This is a genomic window from Patulibacter brassicae (assembly GCF_033949425.1).
GTDB classification, from domain to species: domain Bacteria; phylum Actinomycetota; class Thermoleophilia; order Solirubrobacterales; family Solirubrobacteraceae; genus Patulibacter; species Patulibacter brassicae.
Genome location: NZ_JAXAVX010000020.1, coordinates 14,263 through 38,055, shown reverse-complemented (window position 1 = coordinate 38,055; position 23,793 = coordinate 14,263). Strand labels below are relative to the sequence as shown.

General features: G+C 73.8%; 19 protein-coding genes. All 19 read left to right on the top strand.

Features of this window, described 5'->3' with window-relative positions:
• Nucleotides 1-59: 59 nt before the first annotated feature.
• The 19 genes from SK069_RS19505 (at nt 60) to SK069_RS19415 (ending at nt 23,791) form a co-directional block, all read left to right on the top strand.
• Nucleotides 60-1,571 carry an MlaD family protein gene (locus tag SK069_RS19505; RefSeq protein WP_319955940.1) on the top strand — a complete coding sequence of 504 codons (1,512 nt, stop codon included), beginning with the start codon at nt 60-62 and terminating at the stop codon, nt 1,569-1,571.
• Complete coding sequence (locus SK069_RS19500; RefSeq protein WP_319955939.1) at nt 1,571-2,917, top strand: MlaD family protein; 1,347 nt, start codon at nt 1,571-1,573, stop codon at nt 2,915-2,917. Before SK069_RS19505 ends, SK069_RS19500 begins: the two co-directional genes overlap by 1 nt.
• A gap of 59 nt (nt 2,918-2,976) precedes the next feature.
• A complete protein-coding gene (locus SK069_RS19495) occupies nt 2,977-4,398 on the top strand; it encodes an MlaD family protein (protein WP_319955938.1) in 1,422 nt (473 codons plus the stop codon).
• Nucleotides 4,395-6,074 carry an MlaD family protein gene (locus SK069_RS19490; protein ID WP_319955937.1) on the top strand — a complete coding sequence of 560 codons (1,680 nt, stop codon included), beginning with the start codon at nt 4,395-4,397 and terminating at the stop codon, nt 6,072-6,074. Before SK069_RS19495 ends, SK069_RS19490 begins: the two co-directional genes overlap by 4 nt.
• On the top strand, nt 6,071-7,381 hold the full coding sequence (locus SK069_RS19485) for an MCE family protein (RefSeq protein ID WP_319955936.1): 1,311 nt from the start codon (nt 6,071-6,073) through the stop codon (nt 7,379-7,381). The genes SK069_RS19490 and SK069_RS19485 overlap by 4 nt, the downstream gene beginning before the upstream one ends.
• A 1-nt stretch (nt 7,382) precedes the next feature.
• Nucleotides 7,383-8,798, top strand: a complete 1,416-nt coding sequence (locus SK069_RS19480; RefSeq protein ID WP_319955935.1) for an MlaD family protein — start codon at nt 7,383-7,385, stop codon at nt 8,796-8,798.
• Between the two features lie 63 nt (nt 8,799-8,861).
• On the top strand, nt 8,862-9,494 hold the full coding sequence (locus tag SK069_RS19475) for a TetR/AcrR family transcriptional regulator (protein ID WP_319955934.1): 633 nt from the start codon (nt 8,862-8,864) through the stop codon (nt 9,492-9,494).
• Between the two features lie 209 nt (nt 9,495-9,703).
• Entirely contained in the window at nt 9,704-11,053 is a 1,350-nt protein-coding gene (locus SK069_RS19470) for a protoporphyrinogen/coproporphyrinogen oxidase (protein WP_319955933.1), read from the top strand.
• A 78-nt stretch (nt 11,054-11,131) separates the two neighbouring features.
• Entirely contained in the window at nt 11,132-11,791 is a 660-nt protein-coding gene (locus tag SK069_RS19465; protein ID WP_319955932.1) for a TetR/AcrR family transcriptional regulator, read from the top strand.
• A gap of 443 nt (nt 11,792-12,234) precedes the next feature.
• The gene (locus tag SK069_RS19460) at nt 12,235-12,975 is read left to right on the top strand and encodes an MlaE family ABC transporter permease (protein ID WP_319955931.1); all 741 of its coding nucleotides are present in this window, start codon (nt 12,235-12,237) and stop codon (nt 12,973-12,975) included.
• Nucleotides 12,975-13,766: an ABC transporter permease gene (locus tag SK069_RS19455; RefSeq protein ID WP_319955930.1), complete on the top strand. Its 792-nt coding sequence runs from the start codon at nt 12,975-12,977 to the stop codon at nt 13,764-13,766. The genes SK069_RS19460 and SK069_RS19455 overlap by 1 nt, the downstream gene beginning before the upstream one ends.
• A 76-nt stretch (nt 13,767-13,842) precedes the next feature.
• Nucleotides 13,843-15,342 (top strand): MlaD family protein, encoded by a 1,500-nt coding sequence (locus tag SK069_RS19450; protein WP_319955929.1) that lies wholly within the window; start codon nt 13,843-13,845, stop codon nt 15,340-15,342.
• Nucleotides 15,339-16,724 (top strand): MlaD family protein, encoded by a 1,386-nt coding sequence (locus SK069_RS19445; protein ID WP_319955928.1) that lies wholly within the window; start codon nt 15,339-15,341, stop codon nt 16,722-16,724. The genes SK069_RS19450 and SK069_RS19445 overlap by 4 nt, the downstream gene beginning before the upstream one ends.
• Nucleotides 16,724-18,178, top strand: a complete 1,455-nt coding sequence (locus tag SK069_RS19440) for an MlaD family protein (protein ID WP_319955927.1) — start codon at nt 16,724-16,726, stop codon at nt 18,176-18,178. The genes SK069_RS19445 and SK069_RS19440 overlap by 1 nt, the downstream gene beginning before the upstream one ends.
• Nucleotides 18,175-19,752, top strand: a complete 1,578-nt coding sequence (locus SK069_RS19435; RefSeq protein WP_319955926.1) for an MlaD family protein — start codon at nt 18,175-18,177, stop codon at nt 19,750-19,752. Before SK069_RS19440 ends, SK069_RS19435 begins: the two co-directional genes overlap by 4 nt.
• Complete coding sequence (locus tag SK069_RS19430) at nt 19,749-21,020, top strand: MlaD family protein (RefSeq protein WP_319955925.1); 1,272 nt, start codon at nt 19,749-19,751, stop codon at nt 21,018-21,020. The genes SK069_RS19435 and SK069_RS19430 overlap by 4 nt, the downstream gene beginning before the upstream one ends.
• A complete protein-coding gene (locus tag SK069_RS19425; protein ID WP_319955924.1) occupies nt 21,020-22,432 on the top strand; it encodes an MlaD family protein in 1,413 nt (470 codons plus the stop codon). The genes SK069_RS19430 and SK069_RS19425 overlap by 1 nt, the downstream gene beginning before the upstream one ends.
• Nucleotides 22,429-23,223: a hypothetical protein gene (locus SK069_RS19420; protein ID WP_319955923.1), complete on the top strand. Its 795-nt coding sequence runs from the start codon at nt 22,429-22,431 to the stop codon at nt 23,221-23,223. Before SK069_RS19425 ends, SK069_RS19420 begins: the two co-directional genes overlap by 4 nt.
• Complete coding sequence (locus tag SK069_RS19415) at nt 23,213-23,791, top strand: cytochrome c oxidase subunit 3 (protein WP_319955922.1); 579 nt, start codon at nt 23,213-23,215, stop codon at nt 23,789-23,791. Before SK069_RS19420 ends, SK069_RS19415 begins: the two co-directional genes overlap by 11 nt.
• Nucleotides 23,792-23,793: the final 2 nt, after the last annotated feature.

Sequence of the window (23,793 nt, the reverse complement as noted above, 5' to 3'; positions counted from 1 at the left end):
CCAGGTCGATCTGGTCCCCGCCCGCCCGCGACTCCCGATCGGCGGCTGACGTGGAGCCGATGACGATCGAGGGCCGCCACGCGCGGCGGACCCGCAACGTCCGGACCCTGGTGGTCGCGGGCCTGGCCATCGTGGTGGCGGGGCTCGTGTACCTGCTGGCGTTCTCCGGCGGCAGCGACTACAAGGTCCACGTCCGCTTCCAGAACGCCGGGCAGCTCGTGCAGGGCGGACTCGTGCAGGTCGGCGGCGTGAAGATCGGCCAGATCGACCGGATCTCGATCAGCGACGACGGCCAGGCCGACCTGCAGCTCGGGATCACCGACAAGGACTTCGTGCCGCTCAACGAGGGCACCCGGGCGCAGATCCGTGCGGTCGGGCAGGCCACGTTGACCAACCGGTACGTCGCGCTGACGCCGGGGCCGGAGAACCGGCCCGCGTTGGCGGATGGGGCGGTCCTGCCCGCGGTCGACACGCGCGGGATCGTCGACCTCGACGCCATCCTCAGCGCCGTCGGTCCCGACGAGCGCCGGCACCTCCGCGAGCTGTTCGCCGACGGGGCGGCGATCTACGCCGGTTCCGGCGCTCCGGCGTTCAACCGGATGCTCGGCAAGCTCAACCCGGCGTTGCTCCAGGTGAACGGCCTGGCGAGCGAGCTCGCCGCGCAGCGGCCTGCGCTGGAGCGACTCATCACCACCGGTGCGACGTCGCTGGAGGCCATTGCGAGCCGCCGCGGCGACCTCGACGCGGCCGTCGCGGACACCGCCGTCGCGTTCGGCGCGCTGGCGAGCCAGCGCGAGTCCCTGCAGCGCGTCCTCGCCCAGGCCCCGGCGGTCCTGCGTCAGGCGGGCGGCACGCTCGGCCGCACGGCGCAGACGGTCGAGGAGCTGCGCCCGACGCTCCGCCTCGTGCCGGCGTCGCAGCGTGGCTTGCCGCTCGCGCTGCGGCGCTTCCCGAAGGCGCTGACGCGTCTGACGCCCGTGGTCCGGCAGACGAGCGAGCTGCTCCCGAAGCTCAAGACCGCTCTCGACGGGGTGCCGGCGCTCGAGCAACCGACGGTCGATGGCGTGCGTGCCCTCGGCACCGCGATGAAGGACGCCACCCCGATCCTCGAGGCCACGCGCTTCTATGGCTCGGACTTCCTGCTGGGCGTGCTCAACGGCCTCCTGACGATCGGCTCCGGCGGCTACAACGGCCAGGGCCACTACCTGCGGATCGAGTTCGTCCAGAGCATCCAGTCGCTGCTGGGCGGCGCGCTCGCCCCGATCATCCCGGGCCTGACGGACCTCACCGGCGGGCTCATCCCGGGACTGTTCAACGCGACGCAGAAGCAGAACGCCCGGTGCCCGGGTGGCTCGGCGCCGCCCGCGCCCGACGGCTCGAACCCGTGGATGCCGCGCGAGGGGCTCTGCGACCCGTCGATGAACATGTCCGGGCTCGTCAACAGCCCGTCGGCGCTCTGCAAGGACTCGACGACGTGCGTCGGCGACAAGCGCAGCCAGAAGTTCGACCTGCCGGCCCGCGCGCCCGGCGACGACGGCGGCATCTCGGCGATCACGGGCGGAGGCAAGTGATGCGGCGGCTCGTCGTGGCGCTCGTCCTTCTGCTCGCCGTCGTCGGGGTCGCCCTCGTCGCCCGCGGCGGCGACCACGAGCAGCGGTACCGCTTCGCGGCGGAGTTCGACACCGCGCAGGGCATCGTGCCCGGCCAGCTCGTGAAGGTCGCCGGCGCGCGCGTCGGGCGCGTGGACGATGTCGTCGTCACCCGCGCGAACAAGGCGCGCTTCGTCCTCGAGGTCGACCCCGAGTTCGGGCCCTTCCGCGACGACGCCTCTTGCAAGATCCTGCCGGAGGGCTTCATCGCCGAGAGCTTCATCCAGTGCGAGACCGGGACGCCCGGGCGTCCCGAGCTCCGCCGCGTCGGGGACCTCCCGACGGTGCCGCTGGCGCGGACGTCGGCCTCCGTGCAGCTGCAGGACGTGCTCGACACCTTCCCGCTGCCGGTCGACCAGCGGATCCACGCGATCCTCACCGAGCTCGGCATCGCGGCGGCCGGTCGCGGCGAGGACCTGAACGCGCTGCTGCGCCGTGCGAACCCGGCGCTCGCCGACACGCGGCGGATGCTCGCCGTCGTCGGCGCCCAGCAGCAGGCCCTGGACCGCGCGATCGTCAGCACCGACGACGTGCTCGCCGCGCTGGCCGGCCGCTCGCGCGACGTGGAGCAGTTCATCGCCCGCGCGGCGGACGTCACCGAGCTGACGGCCGATCGTCGCGCGACCCTCGAGCGGGGCGTCCAGCGGCTCCCGGCCCTGCTGCGTCAGGCGCAGACATCGCTCGCCAGCCTCGACGACGTCGGCTCGCGCCTCACGCCGACCGCCGAGGCCCTGCGGGCGTCCGCCCCGCAGCTGCGGCGCCTGACCGATCTCGCGGGTCCGCTCGCGCAGCAGGGGCTCCCCGCGCTGCGCGGCTTCCGGCCCGCCGTCGCCGAGCTCCGGAAGGCCGCCGTCCCGGCGACCCCCCTGGTGCAGGAGCTGACGCGGTCCACCGGCCGGGCGAGCTCCGGCGCCGCGCAGGCGCGTCGGCTGCTGGAGACGACCCGCGAGGCGGGCGGCCTGGAGTTCCTCCAGGACATCTTCTACGCGCTGTCGACGGCGACCGCGACGTACGACTCCGTCGGGCACGCGGCGAGCATCAACGTGAACCTCGATCTGCGCTGCATCGTGCAGAACGACGCCCCGGGCTGCAGCGCCAAGTTCAACGCGCCCGGCAAGGGGCAGATCCCGAGCAACGATCCGTCGTTGCCCTCGGACGCCCGCGCCCGCCGCCTCGCCGACGATCCGGGGGCGCTCGTCGACGCGCTGCCCGAGCGCACGGCACGCGGCCTCCAGACCGTCCTCGACCGTCTCCTGCCGAAGCGATGACCGGACCCGTCCGCCGACCCCGATCCGCCCGTCGCCGCCGGTCGTCCCCGGACCGTGCGATGGCTCTCGTGGGGACGATCGCGATCGCCGCCCTGCTCGTCGCCGTCTACGTGTCGTACGGCGCGAACTCCGGTCTGCCGCTGAAGGAGTACCGGACGTTCCGGGTCGAGCTGCCCGACGCGAACCGCCTCGTGCGCGCCAGCCAGGTGCGGATCGCCGGGATGCGCGTCGGCCTCGTCGAGAAGGTCGGGGCGGTCTCGCCGTCGGCCGACGACCCGACCGGACGGCTCCGGGCCTGGGCGGAGGTGAAGCTGCCGGCCGACGCCCAGCGCATCCCGGTCGACTCCACCGTGTCCGTCCGTCCTGCCTCGGTGCTCGGGGCCACGTACCTCGACATCGTGCCGGGCCGGTCGTCGCGCTCCCTCGAGAACGGCGAGACCCTGCCGCTGCGCCAGGCCCGCGAGCGGGTCGAGCTGACCGACCTGCTCGACGTCTTCGACCGGCGGACGCGTCGCAGCGTCCAGGGCACGATCACGGCGCTCGGCGACGGGCTCGTCGGTCGCGGCGCCGCGCTCGGCGAGACGGTGTCGCTCACGCGGCGACTGCTGGAGCCGCTCCGGCTGGTGGCCGACAACCTCGCGGATCCCGCGACGCGACTCGGCCCGGCGATCAGCAGCTACGACCGCTTGGTCGGGGCGTTCTCCGCGGAGCGGCCGGCGCTGGAGCGCGGCGTGACCGGCGCGAGCCGCACCTTCGCGGCGCTCTCGCGCAGCCGGCCCGCGCTCGGCGCGACGATCGACCGCCTGCCCGGGACGGCGGCGACGACGACGGCGGCGCTCGCCCGGCTGCGTCCGGCGCTCGAAGATCTCGCCGGCGTCTCGGCGCGCCTGCGCCCCGCCGCGCTGCGCCTGCCGGCGGGCCTCACGGCGTTGAACGACGTGTTCCGCGACGCCACCGGCGCGTTCCGCGCCTTCCGTCCGGCATCCCCGCGACTCGGTGCCGCCGGAGAGGCGCTGCGCGTGTTCGCGGAGCGTCCGCAGGTCGACGGTCTCGTCCGCAAGCTCGGCGACACCTTCGTGGCCGCCGAGCCCGTGGTCGCCGCCTCGGCCGATGCGCAGGAGTACTGCAATTCGATCGCCGTCTTCGCGCAGAACATCACCTCGGTGTTCGGCGACAACGGCTTCGGCGAGGGGCCGGCGGTCATCGGCGTGCGACTCAAGTCCCTCGGCGGCTCGAGCCCGATCGAGATGCTCCAGAACGGCGAGAAGCTGCCGGGGCTGCACCTGAACTACACGCCGAAGCAGAACGCCCAGGAGTGCGAGGCCGGGAACGAGCCCTTCTCGTTCGACCGGCAGTCGCTGACCAACCCGCCCGGGCTCCAGAGCCGCTCCCACGTCGAGACGACCGTCGATCCGGAGATGACGCGCCAGGCGCGCGCCGCCGGGCTCTTCGACCCGATCCCCGAGAGCGTGAAGCCGTGACCGCTCGACCCAAGCAGGGCCTGCGCGGCGGCGCCCGCGGCCCGCTGATCGCTGCCGTGGTGGTCGTCGTCGGCCTCGCCGCCGTGCTCGTCTACGCCTTCGGGCGTCAGTCGCTCTTCCAGGGCGGCTCGACGGTCCACGTGACGCTCCGCGACTCCTCGCAGCTGCGCAAGGGCAACCCGGTGCGCGTCTCCGGGCTCGACGTCGGACGCGTGACCGACATCGCCCACGCGTCCGACGGGCAGGCGCTCGTCACCGTGCGGCTGAAGTCCGACGCACCGGTGCTGCGTGCGCAGGACCGCTGGACCGTCCGTCCGCGGCTCCCGTTCGAGGGCAACTTCTACCTCGACGTCTCCGCCGGGAGCGCGGCCGCCGCGCCCCTGCGGGACGGGGACACGGTCCCGTCGCGGTTGACGGCCCGCGTCGTCCAGCTCGACGAGGTCCTCACGGCCCTCGACCGCCCGGTGCGAGACCGGCTCAGCCAGCTCACCGGCGACCTCGCCGCCGGGCTCGGTCCGGTCGGCGCTGCGGACTCGGGGGTCGCGGGCTTCCGCAGCGCGACGCGCGCCCTGGACCGCTCGCTGCGCTCGGTCGAGGTCACGGCGCGCAGCCTGCGCGGGCAGCGGCCGGGCGACCTCGGCGCCGCGCTCCGCGACGCGTCCGGGCTGACGCGTCAGCTGGCACGCAACCCGCGGGACCTCGCGGAGATCGTCTCCGGCTACCGCCGCGTCATCGGCACGCTGGCGTCCAGCGACGCCCAGCTGCGGGCCGCCGTGCCCGCCGCCGAGCGGCTCCTGCAGGGCGCGCCGGACTCCCTCTCGGCGCTCGATCGCGTGCTTCCGTCGCTGGAGCGGTTCGCGGTCGACCTGCGCCCGACGCTGCGCGAGCTCCCGCGCCAGACCCCGGCCGTGAACCGCGCGCTCACCCAGGTCGCGACGACCGCGCTCCCGGGGCAGCTGCCGCGCCTCGTGCGCCTGCTCGACGACCCGGTCTCGACGCTGCCGACGCTCGAGCGCCAGCTGCAGTTCGTCACCCCGTACGCGGGAGCGATCGGCCGCTGCCTCAGCAAGGTCGTCATCCCGGGGCTCTCGCAGCAGGTGCCCGACGGCCCGCTGACGCTCGAGCAGCCGGCGTGGCTGGAGCTCCTCCACGCGTTCTCGGGTCTCGCGGCCGCGTCGCCGGCGTTCGACGCCAACGGCACGACGATCCGCGCCGGCCTCACGGAGGGCGACACGTCGCTCGCGGGCGTCCTGCCGGGGCTGAAGGACACGATCAACGTCATCGGCGGCGGCGACGTCGTGGGCGTGAGCCCGAAGTGGCTCGGACACGGCCAGCGGCCGACCCGGCGCGTCGACCAGCCCTGCGAGGACCAGAAGATCCCGGACCTCTCGCAGCTCACGCAGGGCACGCCGTTCCAGGGCCTGCGGCGCACGACGCGCTACCCGACCTCCGCGCCGGCCAGCGACGAGGTCGTTCGCAGCCTGCGCGGTCTGCGCACCGCCTTGCGGGACCGGACGGCGGAGCAGGCGCCCACCGCCGCCCGCGCGGCGCAGCCCCGCGCGGCGGACCCGCAGGATCGCCGCTCCTCCGCGGTGGAGCGCCGTGACGGCGACGCGCTCGACGCGGTAACCCAGGCGCTGGGCCGGACGTTCGGTGGCGGGAAGGACGCACGATGAGCACGACGCTGAAGCGGATCCTCCCGATCGCCCTGCTCGTGGTGCTCGGGCTCGTGTCGGCCGCGTACGTGCTGCTCAAGCAGCGACTGCCGGTGCCGTTCCAGGACACCTACACCGTCCGCGCGATCCTGCCGACCGCCGACGGCGTCGCGCCGGGCCTCGGACAGGCGGTGAACGTCGCCGGCGTGAAGGTCGGCTCGATCAGCAAGGCGAAGCTCGTCAACCGCCAGGCCGTCGTGACCCTCCGGATCGACCGCGACAAGCTCCCCGAGGTGCGCCGCGACGCGCGGGTGGCGCTGCGGCCGATCACGCCGCTGTCCGACATGCGCATCGAGCTCTCGCCCGGGACGCCTGGGCGTCCCCGGATGCCGGAGGGGGCGACCGTCCCGCTGAGCCGGACGTCGTCCCCGGTGCCGCTCTCGGATCTGCTCTCGAGCCTCGATGGCGATACGCGCGACTTCCTGGTCACGCTCCTGGACGGCGTCGGCCGCGGGGTGCAGGACCGCGGGCCCGACCTGCGCAAGGTGCTGCTCTCGTTCGGACCGACGGTCGACCAGCTGCACGAGGTGACGCGCGTCATGGCGCGGCGGCAGCGGTCGGTCGCCCGTCTCGTGTCGAACGTCTCCCGCGTGACGAAGGCCGCCGGGAGCGACGGCCGGCTGGCCGACCTCGTCGTGAGCGGCAACCAGACGCTCACCGCGCTGGCCCGACAGGACGAGCCGCTGCGCCAGACGCTCGCCGAGCTGCCGGGCGCCCTCTCGACCGCCGACGACGCCCTGCGCACCACGGGCCGGCTGTCGCGCAGCCTGCAGCCGACGATCGAGGCGCTGACGCCGCCGGTGCGCCGGCTGCCGACGACCCTGCGTCAGCTCGGCCCCGTCGCCGACGAGCTCGCGACCACGCTGCGGACCCAGTTCCGACCGGCCACGACCGAGCTGCAGCCGCTCGCCGCGGCGCTGCGCCCGGCGCTCCGGTCCACGAGCGGCCTGCTCCCGGACGTCTCCCGGGTGTCGCAGCTCGCGACGTACCTGTTGAACCAGGTCGGCTACAACCCCCCGGGCCAGCAGGAGGGCACGCTCTTCTGGTTGGCGTGGGCGGCCCACAACTTCAACACCTTCTCCACCACCGGCGATGCGCACGGCAACATCGTTCGCGTCCTGCTGAACCTCAACTGCACGCAGTTCGGTGCGGCGGGCGAGATCGGGCTGCTGCTGAAGCTCGCGACGGGCACGGTCAACTCCTGCCCGAACACCGACAACACCGCGCTGACCCGGTCCGCGGGCCGCGCGCAGGCAGGGGGCCGCTGAGATGCTCACCGCGACGCCCGGCTGGCGCTTCCTCGTCCTTCCGATCGTCTTCGTGCTGACGACCGCGCTGCTGGCGTTCGGCCTCTGGCGGGCGTTCGGCGGGACGCTGCCGTTCGGCGCCCAGGGGTACCGCGTGCACGTCGCCGTGCCCTCGTCCGACGCCTTGTTCGAGAACACCGACGTCCGGATGGCGGGCGTGAAGATCGGTCGCATCCGCGACGTGGAGCGGGACGGCCGACGGGTCGATCTCACGCTCGAGATCGACAGCGACTACGCGCCCTTGCGCCAAGACGTCCGGGCGACGGTGCGCAGCAAGTCGCTGCTGGGCGAGGGGTACCTCGAGCTTGCCCCGGGGTCCCCGCGCGCCGCCCTGCTGCAGGACGGGGCGCGGATCCCCGGCGACCACGTGCGCCGCACGGAGCGCCTGGACGACGTGCTGCAGGCGTTCGACCCGCGTACCCGCCGGCAGCTGCGGGCGATGGCGTCGGGCGCGGCGCGGGCCTTCGACGGCCGCAGCGCCGACCTCAACGACGCCCTCGGGAACGCCGCGCCGGCGGTGCGGAGCACGAGCGAGCTGGTGGACGTCCTGCGGGACGAGGCCGACCCGACCCGGCGGCTCATCAGCAGCGCCGACGCCGTCTTCACCGCGGCCGCCGCCCGCGTGGCGCCGCTGCGGGCGGCCGTCCGCGAGGGCGAGCGGCTCTTCACGGCGACCGGCGAGCGCGATCGCGATCTGGAGCGCACGCTGAGCGCGCTGCCGCCGTTCCTCGACGCGCTCCGCAGCGCGTCGACGCAGCTCGGCGCGGCGAGCCCGGACCTGCGACGTGCCGTGACGGCGCTCGGTCCGACCGCGGCCCGGCTCGAGCCGGCGGTCGCCAGCCTCAGCTCCGAGCTCCCGGCGTTCGGCACGACCTTCGCGCGCCTCACGCCGACCCTGCGCAGCGTGACCCGCGCCGCTCCGCCGCTGCAGCGGATCCTCGAGGCGGCGGGCCCCTCGGCGGAGCCGATCTACGAGAGCCTCCGAGAGCTCATCCCGTTCCTGAAGCTCGCCTCGGCGAGCAAGGACTCCTTCGTCGCGAACTTCGGCATCGTGTCGAGCCTCGTCAACGGCGTGGCCGTGAGCGACATCACCGGGAAGCGCGCTCACACGGCCTCGGGCGTGCTGAGCCTCTGGAACGAGATCATCGGCGGATACACGAAGAAGCTGCCGACGAACACCGCCAACCCGTACCCGCGGCCCGGGTCCACGGACGAGATCGCCACGAAGGGCACGCTGCCGGCGTACGACTGCCGGAACGCCGGCAACCCGCTGATCGTGCCGCCGTTCGGCGGGGCGCCGCCCTGCCGCACCCAGGGGCCGTGGACGTTCGACGGCAAGACGGCCTACTACCCGCGCCTGCAGAAGGACGCGCCTTGACCGAGGCGCGGCCGCGGGGCGCGCGGTCCTGCGCCTCGCGGGCGCGCTCGTAGACTCCCGGCCATGTCCGGCGGGACCCGCAGCCCCCTCCAGCGGCCGCCGGAGGAGCGACGCGCGGCGCTGAGCCATCACCTGCTTGAGGTCCTCGAGCCGGTCCTCGCGTCCGGGATGCCCTACGCGGATCTCAGCGTCGCGCGGATCCTGGCGCTCGGCGGGATCTCGCGGAAGGCGTTCTACGCGTACTTCGCGGACAAGGGGGACCTCCTCCAGGCGATGGCCGCCCATGTCATCGAGGAGATCCACGCCGCGGGCTCCGCGTGGTGGGCGCTCGCGGACGACGCCGACGCGGACGCCGTGCGCGAGGCGCTGCGCCCCGCGGTCCTCGCCTATCTGCGTCACCGGACCGTCATGCGCGCGGTCGCCGAGGCCAGCGCCTACGACGCGCGCGTGCGGACGACCTACGCGACCCTGATGGACGGCGCGATCGACGAGCTCGCGGCGCACCTGGCCCGGCAGCAGGCGGCCGGGCGGGCCCGTCCGACGAGCGATCCCCGGCGGACGGCCACCTGGCTGATCTGGATGCTCGAACGCGGGCTGTACCAGGCCGTCAGCGCCTCGCCACCGGTCGACGCGGAGCCCTGGCTGGAGACGCTGGCGGAGATCGCGTGGCGGACGCTCTACGAGGGTCACCGCTGAGGGCGCGTCGCGCGAGGAGGGCGAGGCCCTGGGCCTGGAGCCACCGACCGCGCGCGTCGCCTCGCCGAGCCGTGGTGCGGAGCAGCGCGGGGCCCTCGGGCTACGGCGCGGGAGATACAACTTGTCTCCGCTGGAAACAATTCGTATCCTCCTCGGTCGACGGCGAGCAGCACGGGGCAGCTCGCGCTCCACCATCCGGAGGGATCGCCATGACGCCTGCCGCACACCCTGGAGGGGGTCCGACCTTCGTCGTGGGGGCCGGGCCATCGGGCCTCGCCGCCGCCTGGCGCCTGCAGCGGGCCGGCCGGCCGGTCGTGGTGCTCGAGCGCGGAGACCGCGTCGGCGGGCAGATCCGGACCCACCGCGAGGACGGCTTCCTCATGGAGCAGGGCTCGACGGTGCTCGCCACCGCCTACCGCGACGTCTTCCGCCTGCTCGCCGAGGCGGACCTCCTCGACGAGCTCGTCCCGTCGGGCTCGGTGATCGGGTTCGTCAAGGACCACGTCGTCCACAACCTCCGCTCGGAGGCGCTGTTCCGCGACGGGCTCTCGACGCGGCTCGTGAGCCGCCGGGAGAAGCTCGCGCTCGTCCGGCTCGGGATCGACAACCTCCGGCTGCGGCGGTCGATGAGCTACGAGGACCTCTCGCTCGCCGGAGCGCACGACGTCGAGACCCCGGCCGACTACTGCCGCCGGCACCGGGGCCTCGGCGGCGACGTCTACGAGTACCTCGTCGACTCCACCGTCCGCGGCGTGCTCGCCACCCGCGGAGACCGGATCTCGGTGCTCGAGTTCTTCTTCATGATCAACAACGTCCTCGGGTCGCGCCTGCACGCCTTCCGGGAGGGCTGGAGCACCTTTCCCCAGCGGCTGGCGCGCGACCTCGACGTCCGCCTCGGCGCGGAGGTGCGCGAGGTCGTCCCGACCGCGCAGGGCGGCGTGCGGGTGTCGTGGAGCGACGCGGACGGCGACCACGTCGAGGAGGGGGCGGCGGCCGTCGTGAGCGCCCGCGCCGACACGATCCCCGACCTCGTCCCGACGCTCGCCGAGGCCGACGCGGCGTTCCTGCGCAGCGTCGTCTACTCGTACGTCGTCGCGGCGAACTACGCGCTGTCGGCCCCGCCGCCGGACCAGCCGGCCCTCATCATCCAGGTGCCGCGGGCCGAGGCGCCCGGCCTCGTCGGGGTCACCCTCGAGCACAACAAGACCACCAACCGCGTCCCACCGGGCAAGGGCCTTGCCTGCCTGCTCTCGAGCACCGAGCTCGCCGAGGAGCTGATGGACGCCGACGACGACGCGGTGAACGACGCCCTGCTGCCGCTGGCGGAGCAGTTCCTGCCGGGGCTCACGTCGAGCGTCGAGCGCGCGTGGATCCGCCGGTGGCATCCCGTGATCGTCTACAGCCGGCCGGGCTACTACCGCGAGGCCGGCGCGTTCCTCCGGCGGCAGGATCCCCGCTCGCCGATCCAGGTCGCCGGCAGCTTCGCGTCCTCCTCGAACATCAACACGGCGGTGGCGTCGGGCGAGCGGTCCGCGCGGCGACTGCTGGGCGGTGCGTGAGGGCGCGCCCGAGCGCGACGCCGGGACGACCGGCGCGCTGGTGCCGGTGCCCGGCGGGCCGCCGAGTACCCTGGCGGGATGTCCCCTCGTCCGCGACAGCCCCGCCGGTCGACGACCGCCGTCCGGGAGTCGCTGCTCGAGGCGGCGGCCGTCGAGTTCGACGAGCACGGCTACGCGGACACGACCATGCGGGCGGTCGCCGAGCGCGCCCAGACGAGCCTCTCGGTCCTGCACCGCCACTACCCGACGAAGCCCCGGCTGTTCGCCGCGGCGCTGCTGGTGCCGTTCATCGGGTTCCTCGAGGACTTCGCCGCGGTGTGGCGCGAGCAGGACGGGAGCCCCTGGGACGACGAGCGGCTGATGGCGCGCCTCATCACCGAGCTGCACGGTCACCTGGCGGCCCACCGCCGGACGCTCGAGGGCCTGATCGCGGCCCAGGCCGGTGCGTCGGGCGAGCTCGTGACCGAGTTCCGACTGGCGCTGGCGGACTTCATGCGCCGCCTGGACGAGATCGGCCTGCACGAGGCCGAGCGGCGGCAATGGTTCACGCCGGACGGCGCGCGCATCACCGAGCGCCTCGTGCTGGCGATGACGATCGGCGTCGTCCTCACGCGCGACTGGCTCCCGGGCACGGACGGTCCGGGACCGGACGACGAGGCCGTCGTCCTCGAGCGGATGGTGCAGTTCGCCCTGCACGGCATCACCCTCGGCGCCGGGCGTCCGGCGTCCGCGGCCTGATCCTGGTTCCCGGCCACGCACCCGTCGCGGTGCGACGCGGACCGGGCGCTCGACGGCAGCCTGGGGCGGCGCCGCGGCATGCGGGGCGCTGTCGCCGAGGCCTCGCACGGCGCGCGCGACGGGGGTAGACGGTCCCGCGCCGTGAGTGAGGTACGTCGTCTCTGATCGCGCTCGGACGTCTGTCGGTCGTTCCGGAAACCAAGTGAGAAACGTTGTCTCTTTACGGAGGGTTAGATGGTGTGTATATTGCCGCAAGCCGGAGGTCGGTCGTGCTGTCTGGAGGGGCTGTGCGACTGCAGGTTCCCGGCGTGCTGTCGACCCATGCTGGGGTCCCGGATGTGTGAGCGATGAGCGGCCTGGCCGAGAGACTTCCTGGCGTCCTGCGCGGACGCCGCCCGACGCGCCGTTCGGCGACGACGCGCGACCCGTCGGAGCTCGGGGCGATGCTCCGCCTGCTCGGCCTCGCGCTCAGCCGTGCCGTCCGACCACCGTTCGACTACGCACCCGAGTTCGTCGAGCAGTTCCGGTTCGCGCTGAAGATCGCGATCTTCCCGCTGATCATCACGTCGTTCGCGCTCTCGTTCGGGCCGGCCGGCATCCAGGCCTCGAACTTCCTCGGGCTCTTCGGCGCGCTGGACCGGATGGGCGGGATCTACGTCCTGATCGTCGTGCGGTTCTTCTCGCCGCTCGTCACCGCGATCGTCGTCGCCGGCGCGGTCGGCACGGCGATCACCGCCGACCTCGGGGCACGCAAGGTCCGCGAAGAGGTCGACGCGCTGAGCGTCCTGGGCATCGACACGGTGAAGTCGCTCGTCGTGCCGCGGCTCTTGGCGATCGTCGCGATCTGCCTCCTCTTCAACGTCTTCGCGCTCCTGGCCGGGGTGGCCGGCGCCGTCGTCGTCGTGCTGCAGAACGGCGCGCCGCTCGGGCCGTTCTTCTCCGCCTTCTTCAGCTCGGCGACGACGCTGGAGCTCGCCGCCTCGTTCCTGAAGTGCGCGCTGTTCGGCGCGATGATCGCGACCGTCTGCTGCTACAAGGGCATCAACGCCAGCGGCGGGGCGGAGGGCGTCGGACGCGCGGTCAACCAGGCCGTCGTCACGGCCTTCCTGCTGATCGGCGCGATCGACTACACGTTCACGCAGATCCTGCTGGCGACGAACCCGATCCTCTCCGAGGTCCGCTGATGCTGCGGACCCGCGTGCAGGATGGGGCGCTCGCCGTCGGCGACGGCGCGCTCGTCTCCGGGCAGATCCTCCGCGGGATCGGCAGCGGCCGGGTGCTGCGGTACTTCGGCGAGGTCCTCCGCCAGTCCAGCGTGCTGGTCACCGGGTCCCTCGTTGTCGTGCTCGGGATGGTCCTCGCGCTCGGCCTGATCGTTGGGATCCAGGGCTCCTACGCCGCCCGCCAGGTCGGGGCCCCGTCGGTCGCCGGCGCGTTCGCCGCGATCGGCGACCTGCGCGAGATCACGCCCTACGCGTTCGGGTACATGATGGCCGCGAAGGTCTCCACGGGCTACGTCGCCGAGATCGGGACGATGCGGATCACCGACGAGGTCGACGCGCTCGAGGTCATGGGCCTCGACTCGCTCGTCTACCTCTGCTCGACGCGGCTGCTCGGCACGTGGCTCGTGCTGCCGTTCGTCTACGCGCTCGCGGTCGGCGTCTCGTTCGTCGGCTCCTACGTGGCCGTGGTGCTGCAGATCGGGCAGGTGTCGCCCGGCGGCTACTTCGAGCTGTTCTGGAAGTTCCAGTCGCCGCAGGACTACGTGTTCTCCAGCCTCAAGGCGATGACCATGGCGAGCTTCGTCGTGCTCGTCGGCTGCTACTACGGCTACCGCGTGCGCGGCGGCCCGGTCGAGGTCGGCACGGCCACCGCCCGCGCGATGATCGTGAACCTCATCGGGGTCCACTTCATCGGGATCATCGGCTCCCAGATCTTCTGGGGCGGCATCCCACGACTCCCGATCGGCGGATGACGGCCGTGCTGCGTCGCATCGTCGCCCAGGTCCACGTGGGCCCGCCCGTCTCGCGACTCCCGATCGGCGGCTGACCGTGCCGCCCGTCACCATCCCGACCGGGCGTCGCGCCCGGCGCCGCGGCGCGCGCCGCGGCGGCCTGCTCGGGGGCGCGCTGCTGCTCGTCGCGGTCGTCGCCGCCGTTCTGCTCCGCTCCGGCGAGGACTACGAGCTGCACGCGCGGTTCGCGAACGCCGGGCAGCTCGTGCGCGGCGGGCTCGTCCAGGTCGCCGGCAAGACGATCGGGACGATCCAGGCGGTCACGCTGACGCCGGACGGTCAGGCGGACGTGCGGTTCCGCATCACCGACGATCGCTACGACCCGCTGCGCGAGGGCACCCGGATCTCGATCCGCGCCGTCGGTCAGGCGACGCTGACGAACCGCTACCTCGACGTCGGCCCCGGCCCCGACAGCGCCCCGGCGCTCCCGAACGGCGCGGTGGTCCCCGCCACGCAGACCGCCGGCATCGTCGACCTCGACCAGATCCTCAACGCCGTCGACCCGGAGATGCGCCGCCGGATCCAGGGGCTCGTCGGACGCTCCGCCGAGGTCTACGCCGGGACCGGCGCGAAGCGCTTCAACGCGATGCTGCGCGAGCTCGACCCCGCGGTCGGACGGATCGACGCGCTCGTCGGCGACCTGTCGCGCGACCGCGACGAGATCGAGCGCCTGATCGCCTCGGCCGGGAAGGCGGCGGGGGCGGTCGGCGAGCGCTCGCAGGCCCTCGCCGCGGCGATCGACGGCACGAGCCGGACGATGGCCGCCGTCGCCGCAGAGCGCGGGGCGCTCGGTGCGGCGCTCGACCGAGCCCCGGCGACGCTGCGGCAGATGCGCGGCACGATGGCGTCGGTCGCCGCCACCGCCACCGACCTGCGCCCGACGTTGCGCCTCGTGCCGGGGCCGCAACCCGGACTGCGCGCGCTCCTGCGCCAGGTGCCCACGACGCTCGGCGCGTCCCAGGGCCCGATCCGGCAGCTCAGCGGCCTGCTGCCGGCCGTCCAGCGGGGCCTCGAGGCGCTGCCGCGGCTGGAGGGCGACGCGACCGCCGCACTGCGGTCGACGGCGAAGGGCCTCGACGACTCGCAGCACATCCTCGAGGGCCTGCGGTTCTACGGCTCCGACCTCATCCTCGGCGTGATCAACGGCCTCACCGGCATCTCGTCGGGCCAGTACAACCAGTTCGGGAAGTACCTGAAGCTCGAGTTCCTGCAGAGCCCGCAGACGTTCCTCGGCGGCGTCGCGGCGCCCCTCGTGCCGAACCTCACGGGCGCGCTCGGCCTGCTGCCGGGCGTCATGAACACCGCCACGAACCAGCGGAACCGGTGCCCGGGCTCCAACGCTCCGCCGGCCCCCGACGGGTCCAACCCGTGGTACCCGAAGGAGGGCATCTGCGACCCGACGCAGAGCATGTCGCGGCTCGTCAACAGCCCGACGGCGATCTGCCGCACGCAGAACGACTGCGTCGGCGACCGGCGGTCGCTGGCGCCCGAGCCCGAGCCGTCCGACGCGGCACGCCGCGCGGGGAGCGACCGATGAGGCGGCTCCTCCTGGTCGGTGCGCTCGTCGCCGGGCTCGTGGCCGTCGCGATCGTCGGACGCCCCGGCGGCGAGCGGCAGTACCGGTTCGACGCGATCTTCGACACCGCCCGCGGCATGGTCCCGGGGCAGCTCGTGAAGATCGCGGGCGCGAAGGTCGGCACCGTGCGCGAGGTCGCGCTGACCGCCGACCGCAAGGCGCGGATGACCTTCGACGTCGACCGGCGCTTCGGGCCGTTCCACGCCGACGCGCGCTGCCGGATCCTGCCGGAGGGGTTCGTCAGCGAGAACTTCGTCGAGTGCGATCCGGGCAGCCCCCGGCGCGGCGCGCTGCGCGTCGACGCGGCGACCGGCCGACCGACGGTCCCGGTCGGGCGGACGCAGGTCTCCGTGACGCTGCAGCAGGTCATCGACACCTTCTCGCTGCCTGTCTCCCAGCGCGTGCGGGTCCTCCTGACCGAGATCGGCGGCGCCACGATCGGGCGCGGCGGCGACCTGAACGCCCTGCTGCGCCGAGCGAACCCCGCCCTCGAGCAGACGCGTGAGCTCCTGGCGATCCTGCGGCGCCAGCGCGGCGACCTCCGATCGGGCATCGAGCAGACCGATCGGGTGCTGGCGCAGCTCGCCGGCCGCGACGCGCAGATCCGCGAGTTCGTCGGACAGGCCGCGACGGTCGCCGGCACCACGGCCCAGCATCGCGGGGCGCTGCGGGCGTCGATCCGCCGTCTGCCGCCCCTGCTCGACGAGCTCGATCGGTCGCTGACGTCGTTCGACGTCGCGTCGCGCAACCTCGCGCCGACCGCCCGGCGGCTCCGGGCGGCGGCGCCGGGGCTGGCCGCGGTCCACCGTCAGGTCCCGGCGTTCTCGCGAGCGGGAGTGCCGTCGGTCCGCAGTCTCGCGGCCGCCGCGCGCGAGGGGCGGGCGGCCGCCCCGGCGCTGACGCCGGTCGTGCGGCGGCTCGCGGACGTCTCGGGGCGGATCGCGGCGCCGATGGCCTCGACGCGGCAGTTCCTCGATTCGTTGCGGGACACCGGAGGGGTCGAGTCGATCCTGAACATGCTCTACGGCCTCACGACCCTCTCGACGACCTTCGACGGCGTGTCGCACATGCTCTCGGTCAGCCTCGTGCTCGCCGCCAAGTGCTTCGTCAACCAAGCCGACCCGAGCTGCAGCCAGAAGTTCGACGGTCCGGGGAAGGGCCGGATCCCGATCAACGGCCCCGGCGGCGAGCCCCTCAGCGCCGGACGCCCGTCCAACGAGCCGGGGGCCGCTCCCCGCGCCGCGGCCGGGCGGTCCTCGAATCGGACGTACACCGCGAAGGACCTGTCCGAGCGCAGTCGGCGCGACCTCGTCCGCACCATCGACCAGCTGCTGGGGAAGTGATGGCGCCCTCGCCGACCACCAGGCGCCGCCGGCTCCCGCTCCGCGTCGAGGTCCTCCTCACCATCGCGGGGCTGCTCGCCGGCCTGGCCGCCGTCTACGTCTCGTTCACCGCGAACACCGGCTTGCCGCTCGTGCCGGCCTACGACCTGCGGGTCGAGGTGCCGGACGCCAACCGCATGATCAAGAACAACCAGGTCCGGATCGGCGGGGTGCGGGTCGGGCAGGTCGCCGACGTCGAGGCGCAGCCCGCCCGCGCCGGAGCGGCTCCGCGCACCGTCCTGTCGCTGAAGCTCGACAGCGACGTGCCGCACCTGCCGGTCGACACGACGGTGCGGATCCGGCCGGTCTCGGTGCTGGGCGCGACGTACCTCGACGTCGTGCCGGGGCGCAGCGCGCGCCGGATCGCGCCGGGCGGCACGCTCGCCGCGTCCCGCTCCCGCTCGACCGTCGAGCTCACCGACCTCCTGGACCTCTTCGATCCGCGCACGAGCCGCGGCCTGCAGCGGTCGATCACGAACGTCGCGGCGGCGACCGCCGGTCGCGGTGCCGCGCTCGGCGAGGGCATCGAGCGCCTCGGACGCGCCGCGGGGCCACTGACGGCGGTCGCTCGCGCCCTCTCCGCGGAGTCGACGCGCCTCGGCGGGCTGCTGGCCGGATACGCCCGCACGATGGAGGCCGTCGGCTCCAGCGCCGAGGAGCTCGGGTCGCTCGTCGACGGCGGCGCCCGGACGTTCCGCGCGGTCGCGTCGGCGCGGGAGGACCTCGGCCGGACGCTCGAGGAGCTGCCCCCGACGGCGGAGGTCACGACCCGCTCGCTGGCTCGGCTGCGCCCCGGGCTCGACGGGCTCGCGGCGATCTCGGTCGACCTGCTCCCAGCGTCCCGGCTGCTGCCCGCGGCGCTGCGCGAGACGAGCGAGACCTTCCGTCGCGGCACCGGCGCCGCGCGGAAGCTGCCGCGCCTCACCTCGGCCCTGACGACGGCGCTGCGCAGCGCTCGGACGTTCGCCGCGCTGCCGCAGACCGATGGCTCGCTGCGCAAGGTCGACGAGCTCTTCGCGGCGGTCGGCGAGCTGATGGATCGCGTCGCACCCGCCCAGATCCACTGCAACACCTTCAGCCTCTGGGGCCAGAACTTCTACGAGGCCTTCGGCTTCTCCGGCAACGGCCGCGGACCGAGCACCGGCGTCGCCTACATCAAGGCGCTTGGCTCCAACCCGATCGAGCTGCTGCAGAACCGCGAGCAGCACGACAACCTCCACGTCAACTACCTGCCGCGACAGAACGCGCAGGAGTGCGAGGCCGGCAACGAGCCGTTCCAATTCGGGCGCAAGTCGCTCGCCAGCCCGCCCGGCAACCAGAGCCGCAACACGATTGCGACCTACCCGCCGGCGGGCGTCATCGAGCACGCGCGCCGCGCCGGACTCCTCGACCGCCCCCCGGGGGACCGCCCGTGAACGCGATCGTCAAGGGCCGCGGCCAGCGCCGTCCCGGCCAGCACCTGCGTCGCCACCAGTTGCTTGCCGCCGGCGTCCTGGCCGCGGTCGTCGCCGCAGCGCTGCTCGTCGCCTTCGGGCGCAGCGCCTTCCAGGGCGGGACCGAGCTGCGCGCCGTGTTCGCCGACGCCAACCAGCTGAAGGCCGGCAGCGCGGTGCGCGTCGGCGGCCTGGACATCGGGCGCGTCACCTCGATCGAGATCGGCGCCGACGACCGGGCCCTCGTGACGATGCACCTGAAGGGCGACGCGCCCACGATCCACGACGACGCGCGACTGGACGTCGAGCCGCGCCTGGCGTTCGAGGGCAACTTCTACGTGCGCGTCGACCCCGGCAGCACGCGCCGTCCGGCGCTGCGCGACGGCGACGTCGTCGGTGTGCGTCAGACGTCGCATCCGGTGCAGCTCGACGAGGTCCTCAGCACCTTCGACGCCCCGGTGCGTCGCCGGGCGCGGGACGCCGTCGGCGGCCTGGCCGCGGGGCTCGGCGACGGGCGCTCGGCCACCCCGGCCGCGGGACGGACGACCGGTGCCCGGGCGCTGCGCACGGCGACCGACGAGCTCTCGCGGGCGCTCGCCCCCGCCGGGCGAGTCAGCGCGGCGCTGCGCGGACGCCGGCGGGGCGACCTGCGCCGCGCGATGCAGGGCACGACGGCCTTCACCGATGCGCTGGCGCGCGATCCGGCGGTCCTCGCCGGCCTCGTCACGAGCTACGAGCGGACGGTGGCGGCCTTCGCCGACCACGACGCCGCGCTCTCGGCCTCGATCCGCAACGCCGCCACGACGCTGCGGACCGCACCGGCCTCGCTGACGAAGATCGACGCCGCGCTGCCCCGGGTGCGGGAGCTCTCGCGCGCCCTGCGCCCGACCCTGCGTGCCCTGCCGGACTCCCAGCGGGACTTCACCGCGGCGCTGCGCGAGTTCGGCCGGTTCGTCGAGCCGGCGGCGCTCCCGCGCCTGCTGTCGCGGCTCGACGAGCCGGTGCGCAGCCTCCCGGCCCTCGAGGAACGCCTCGCGTTCCTGTTGCCGCTCGTGACGCCGATCGGCCAGTGCTTCAGCCGCCAGATCGTGCCGACGTTGAACGACAAGGTCTACGACGGTCCGCTGACGATCGACCAGCCGGTCTGGAAGCAGCTGCTCCACACCCTGGCGAGCCTCACCGGCGCCTCCTCGGACTTCGACGCCAACGGCACGACGATCCGGGCCGGTCTCGGCACGGGCGACAACGTCTTCCAGGCAACGATCCCGGGGCTCGGCGAGATGATCCAGGCTGGGACGCAGGGCGCCGTCGGCATGAACCCGCCGTGGCTGGGGTACGACCGGCAGCCGGCGAAGCGGCCCGACCAGTGGTGCGCGGCGCAGGGCGGGGTGAACCTGCGCTCCACGCCGGTGCCGTTCGAGCGCAGCGGCCTGCGACGGGTGCCGGCACCGCAGTCCACGATGACGCTGGAGCAGCGGCAGGCCGAGAACGAGCGCGTGCTGCGCGACGCGCGACGCGCGCTCGCCGGAGCCGAGGACGCGGAGGCCACGCGATGAGGCGCGCCATCCGCGAGCACGCCCGCCCGGTCGCGGTGATCCTGCTGCTGGCGCTCGCCGGCAGCGGCGTCGCGCTCTTCGTCCTCGTCAAGCAGCGGCTTCCCGTGCCGTTCCGCGACACCTACGACGTGCGGGTCGTCGTGCCGAGCGCCGACGGCGTCGCCCCCGGACTCGGCCAGTCGGTCGACGTCTCGGGGGTCCGCGTCGGCTCGATCGCCGAGGCGCGGATCGTGGGCCGCAACGCCGAGCTGACCCTGCGGATCGACCGCGGCAAGCTGCCGCGCGTGCACCGCGACGCCCGCGCGGACCTCCGGCCGATCACGCCGCTGAAGGACATGCAGCTCGATCTCGACCCGGGCACCGAGCGCGCGCCGGTCCTGGGGGAGGACGAGCGGCTTCCCCTCGAGCGCAGCTCGTCGCCGGTGCCGCTGGCGGACCTCCTCTCGCAGCTGGACGTCGACACCCGCGGGTTCCTCGTCGGGCTGCTCGACGGCGTCGGTCGCGGCACGCGCGACCGGGCCCCGGACATGCGGCGGCTGCTGCTCCTCCTCGGCCCGACGAGCGCCGACGTCGGGGCGGTCGCGCGGGAGGTCGACGGGCGACGCGCGGAGCTCGCGCGCCTCGTGAGCAACGTCGCCGCGGTGACGCGCGCCGGTGCGGCCGACGGGAAGCTCGCCGAGGTCGTGGCGAACGCCGAGCGGACGCTGTCGGCGGTCGCCGCCGAGGACCGCCCGCTGCGCGCCTCGCTCGATCGCCTGCCCGGCACGCTGCGCCGGGCGTCGTCGACGATCGGCTCCGTCGGGCGGCTCTCGGACGAGCTGCGACGCACGAGCGACGCCCTGCTGCCGGAGGTCCGGCGACTGCCCGCCACGCTCCGCTCGACGCAGCCGTTCATGCGCTCGCTCACCGGCGCGATGCGCCGCGACATCCGCCCGCTCGTGCAGGCCGCCCAGCCGCTGGCGGGGCAGCTGCAGCCGGCCGTGCGCAACGTCATGGCCCTCACGCCGGACCTCAGCCGGGTGGCGCAGACGACGAACTACGTGCTCAACGAGATCGGCTACAACCCGCCGGGCAAGGAGGAGGGCATGCTGTTCTGGCTCGCCTGGTTCGCGCAGAACTGGAACTCCTCTGCGAGCACCGCCGACGCCCACGGCGGGATCCTCCGCGTCGCGCTGAACGTCAACTGCCAGCAGATGACGCAGGTCGTCGACCTCGCGCCCCTCTTCCGGTTGCTGACCGGCACGTCCCAGATCTGCCCCGCGAGCTGATGCAGACGAAGACCCCGCCCTGGACGGCGCTCATCCTGCCGATCGGCTTCGTGATCGCGTGCGCGCTCATCACGATCGCGATCTGGCGCTCCTTCGGCGGCGACGTGCCGCTGGAGGGCCGCGGCTACCGGGTCGCGGTCGTCGTGCCCGAGGCCGACTCCGTGTTCGCCAACACGCCGGTGAAGACGGCCGGGATCGACATCGGCCGCGTGCGCAAGGTCGACCGGGCCGGACGGCAGGCGCGGCTGGAGCTCGAGATCGACGGCGAGCACGCCCCGCTGCGGCGCGGAGCGAAGGCGCTCGTGCGCTCCCGCAGCCTGCTCGGGGAGGCGTACCTCGAGCTCACGCCCGGGCCGGCGACCGCGCCGCTGCTCCCCGACGGCGGGACGATCCCCCGCCGCGACGTCCGGCGGGCGCAGCGCCTCGACGACGTGCTGGCGACGTTCGATCCGCGCACCCGCGCGCAGTTCCGGCGGATGATCGGCGGGTTGGACGAGGCGTTCGCCCATCGCGCCCAGGCCACGAACCGCGCGCTCGGCCACGTCGCGCCGCTGGCGACGAATCTCGACGTCGTCCTGCGCACCCTCGACGGGCAGGACGACCGGCTCACGGCGCTGGTCAGCGACGCGGCGAGCGTCTTCGACGCGGTCGGCTCGCGGTCGGCCGCGCTCGTCTCGACGATCCGGCAGACCGACGCGGTGCTGGAGACCACGGCCCGGCGCGATCGCTCCCTGCAGGCGACGATCGCGGCGCTGCCGCCCTTCCTGACCTCGCTGCGGTCCGCGGCTCGCGAGGTCGGCGAGGCCGGCCCCGAGCTGCAGCGCGCCACGGCATCCCTGCGCCCGACGGTCCCGCTGCTGCGTCCCGCGCTGCAGTCGCTGATCGGCGACACGCCCGTCTTCCAGCGCGTGTTCGGCCAGCTGCCCGGCGTGAGCGTCGCCAGCCGACCCGGCGTGCAGTCGCTCGAGCGCGTGCTCGACGTCGCCGGTCCGTCGCTGCGCTCGATCTACGACAACGCCCGCGAGGTGAACCCGCTGATGCAGCTCCTGGCCCTCAACCGCGACTCGGTCGTCGGCGCCGCCGCGAACGTCGCCTCGATGACGAACGGGCAGCACATCGTCCCCGGCGACAAGACCCGCTCGTACGTCAGCGCCGGCCTGACGATCTGGAACGAGATCGTCGGCGGTTGGGTGAAGAAGCTGCCGACGAACCGCCAGAACCCCTACCCGGCGCCGGGCTCCGCGCTGAACATCGCCAAGGGCGGCCTGAAGGCCTATGACTGCCGCAACGTCGACAACCCGGCGATCTTCCCGGCCTTCGGGACCGGCGTGCCGGACTGCCGCACCCAGCAGCCGTGGACGTTCCAGGGTCGAACGGCCGCCTACCCGCGCCTCTACCGGGCGGCACCATGAGCACGACCGCCGTCCGTCCGCCGTCCGCCGGTGCCTCGCCGCCGCCCGACCCGCGGCTCACGCAGTTCCGGATGATGATGACGTTCCAGCGCGCCTGCGCCTGGGGCGGCGCGGCCTGCATCGCGATCTTCATCGGCGGCTTCGCGCTGGCGGGCTTCATCCCGCCGGTCGGGGCCGACGACTCGGCGGCCGAGATCGCCCGGCACTACCGCGAGCACCAGGTCTCGATCCAGCTCGGCGGGCTCTGCTTCATCGTCGCCGGCCTCTTCTACGCGGCGTTCACCGGCGTCATCTCGGCGCAGATGTCGCGGATCCCGGGAGTGCACCGGTCGGTCCACTACGTGCAGCTGGCGTCGGGCGCCTTCGGCTGCCTGACGTACCTCGTGCCGGGGCTCTTCCTCGAGATCGCGGCGTTCCGCGTCGACCGGCCCGACGAGACGATCCGGCTGCTGAACGACATGTTCTGGATCCTCGCGGTGATGCCGTGGACCCCGTTCCTGACGCAGAACTGGGCGTTCGCCTGGGCGATCCTCGCCGACCGCCGCTCGCCCTCGCTCTTCCCGCGCTGGCTGGCGTACTTCAACGTCTGGGCCCCGATCTCGTTCGCGCCCTCGGTGCTGCTGCCGTTCTTCCACCACGGCCCGTTCGCCTGGCAGGGGATCTTCGTCGTCTGGATCCCGGCGATCGTCTTCATCCTCCAGTTCGCGGCGAACGTCACTTGCCTCCTGCGCGCGATCGCCGATGAGGAGGCCGCGGGTCCGCCCGCCCCGGAGGTCTCCGATGTCCGCTGATCCGCGCGCGGCGCCGGCGCGCCGCGTCCCCGGCGAGCTCGGCACGTGGGTCTTCGTGCTCGCGGACATGACGGTGTTCGCGTTCCTCTTCGGCGCCTACCTCGTGGATCGCTCCGGCCAGCTGGAGACGTTCCACGCCAGCCAGCAGCAGCTGATCCCGCTCTTCGGGATCGTGAACACGGTCCTGCTGCTGACGAGCTCGCTCGCGGTGGCCCTGGCGTTGCGGCTGCTCGCCACGGCCCCCGCTGCCGCGCGCCGTCTGCTGTGGCTGGCGATCGGCTGCGGGCTGGCGTTCTCGGTTCTCAAGGTCGCCGAGTACGCCGACAAGCTCTCGCAGGGCCTGACCCCCCAGAGCGACGACTTCCTCATGTACTACTTCGTCCTCACCGGGGTGCACTGGTTCCACCTCGCGTGCGGCCTGCTCGTCCTCGCCGGTCTCGTCCGGCTCACGCGCCGCGGCGGCGAGCTCTCCGCACGCGAGCGCACGTACGCCGAGGGCGGCGGGGTCTTCTGGCACATGGTCGACCTGCTCTGGATCGTCCTCTTCCCGCTCCTCTACCTCGTCTGATC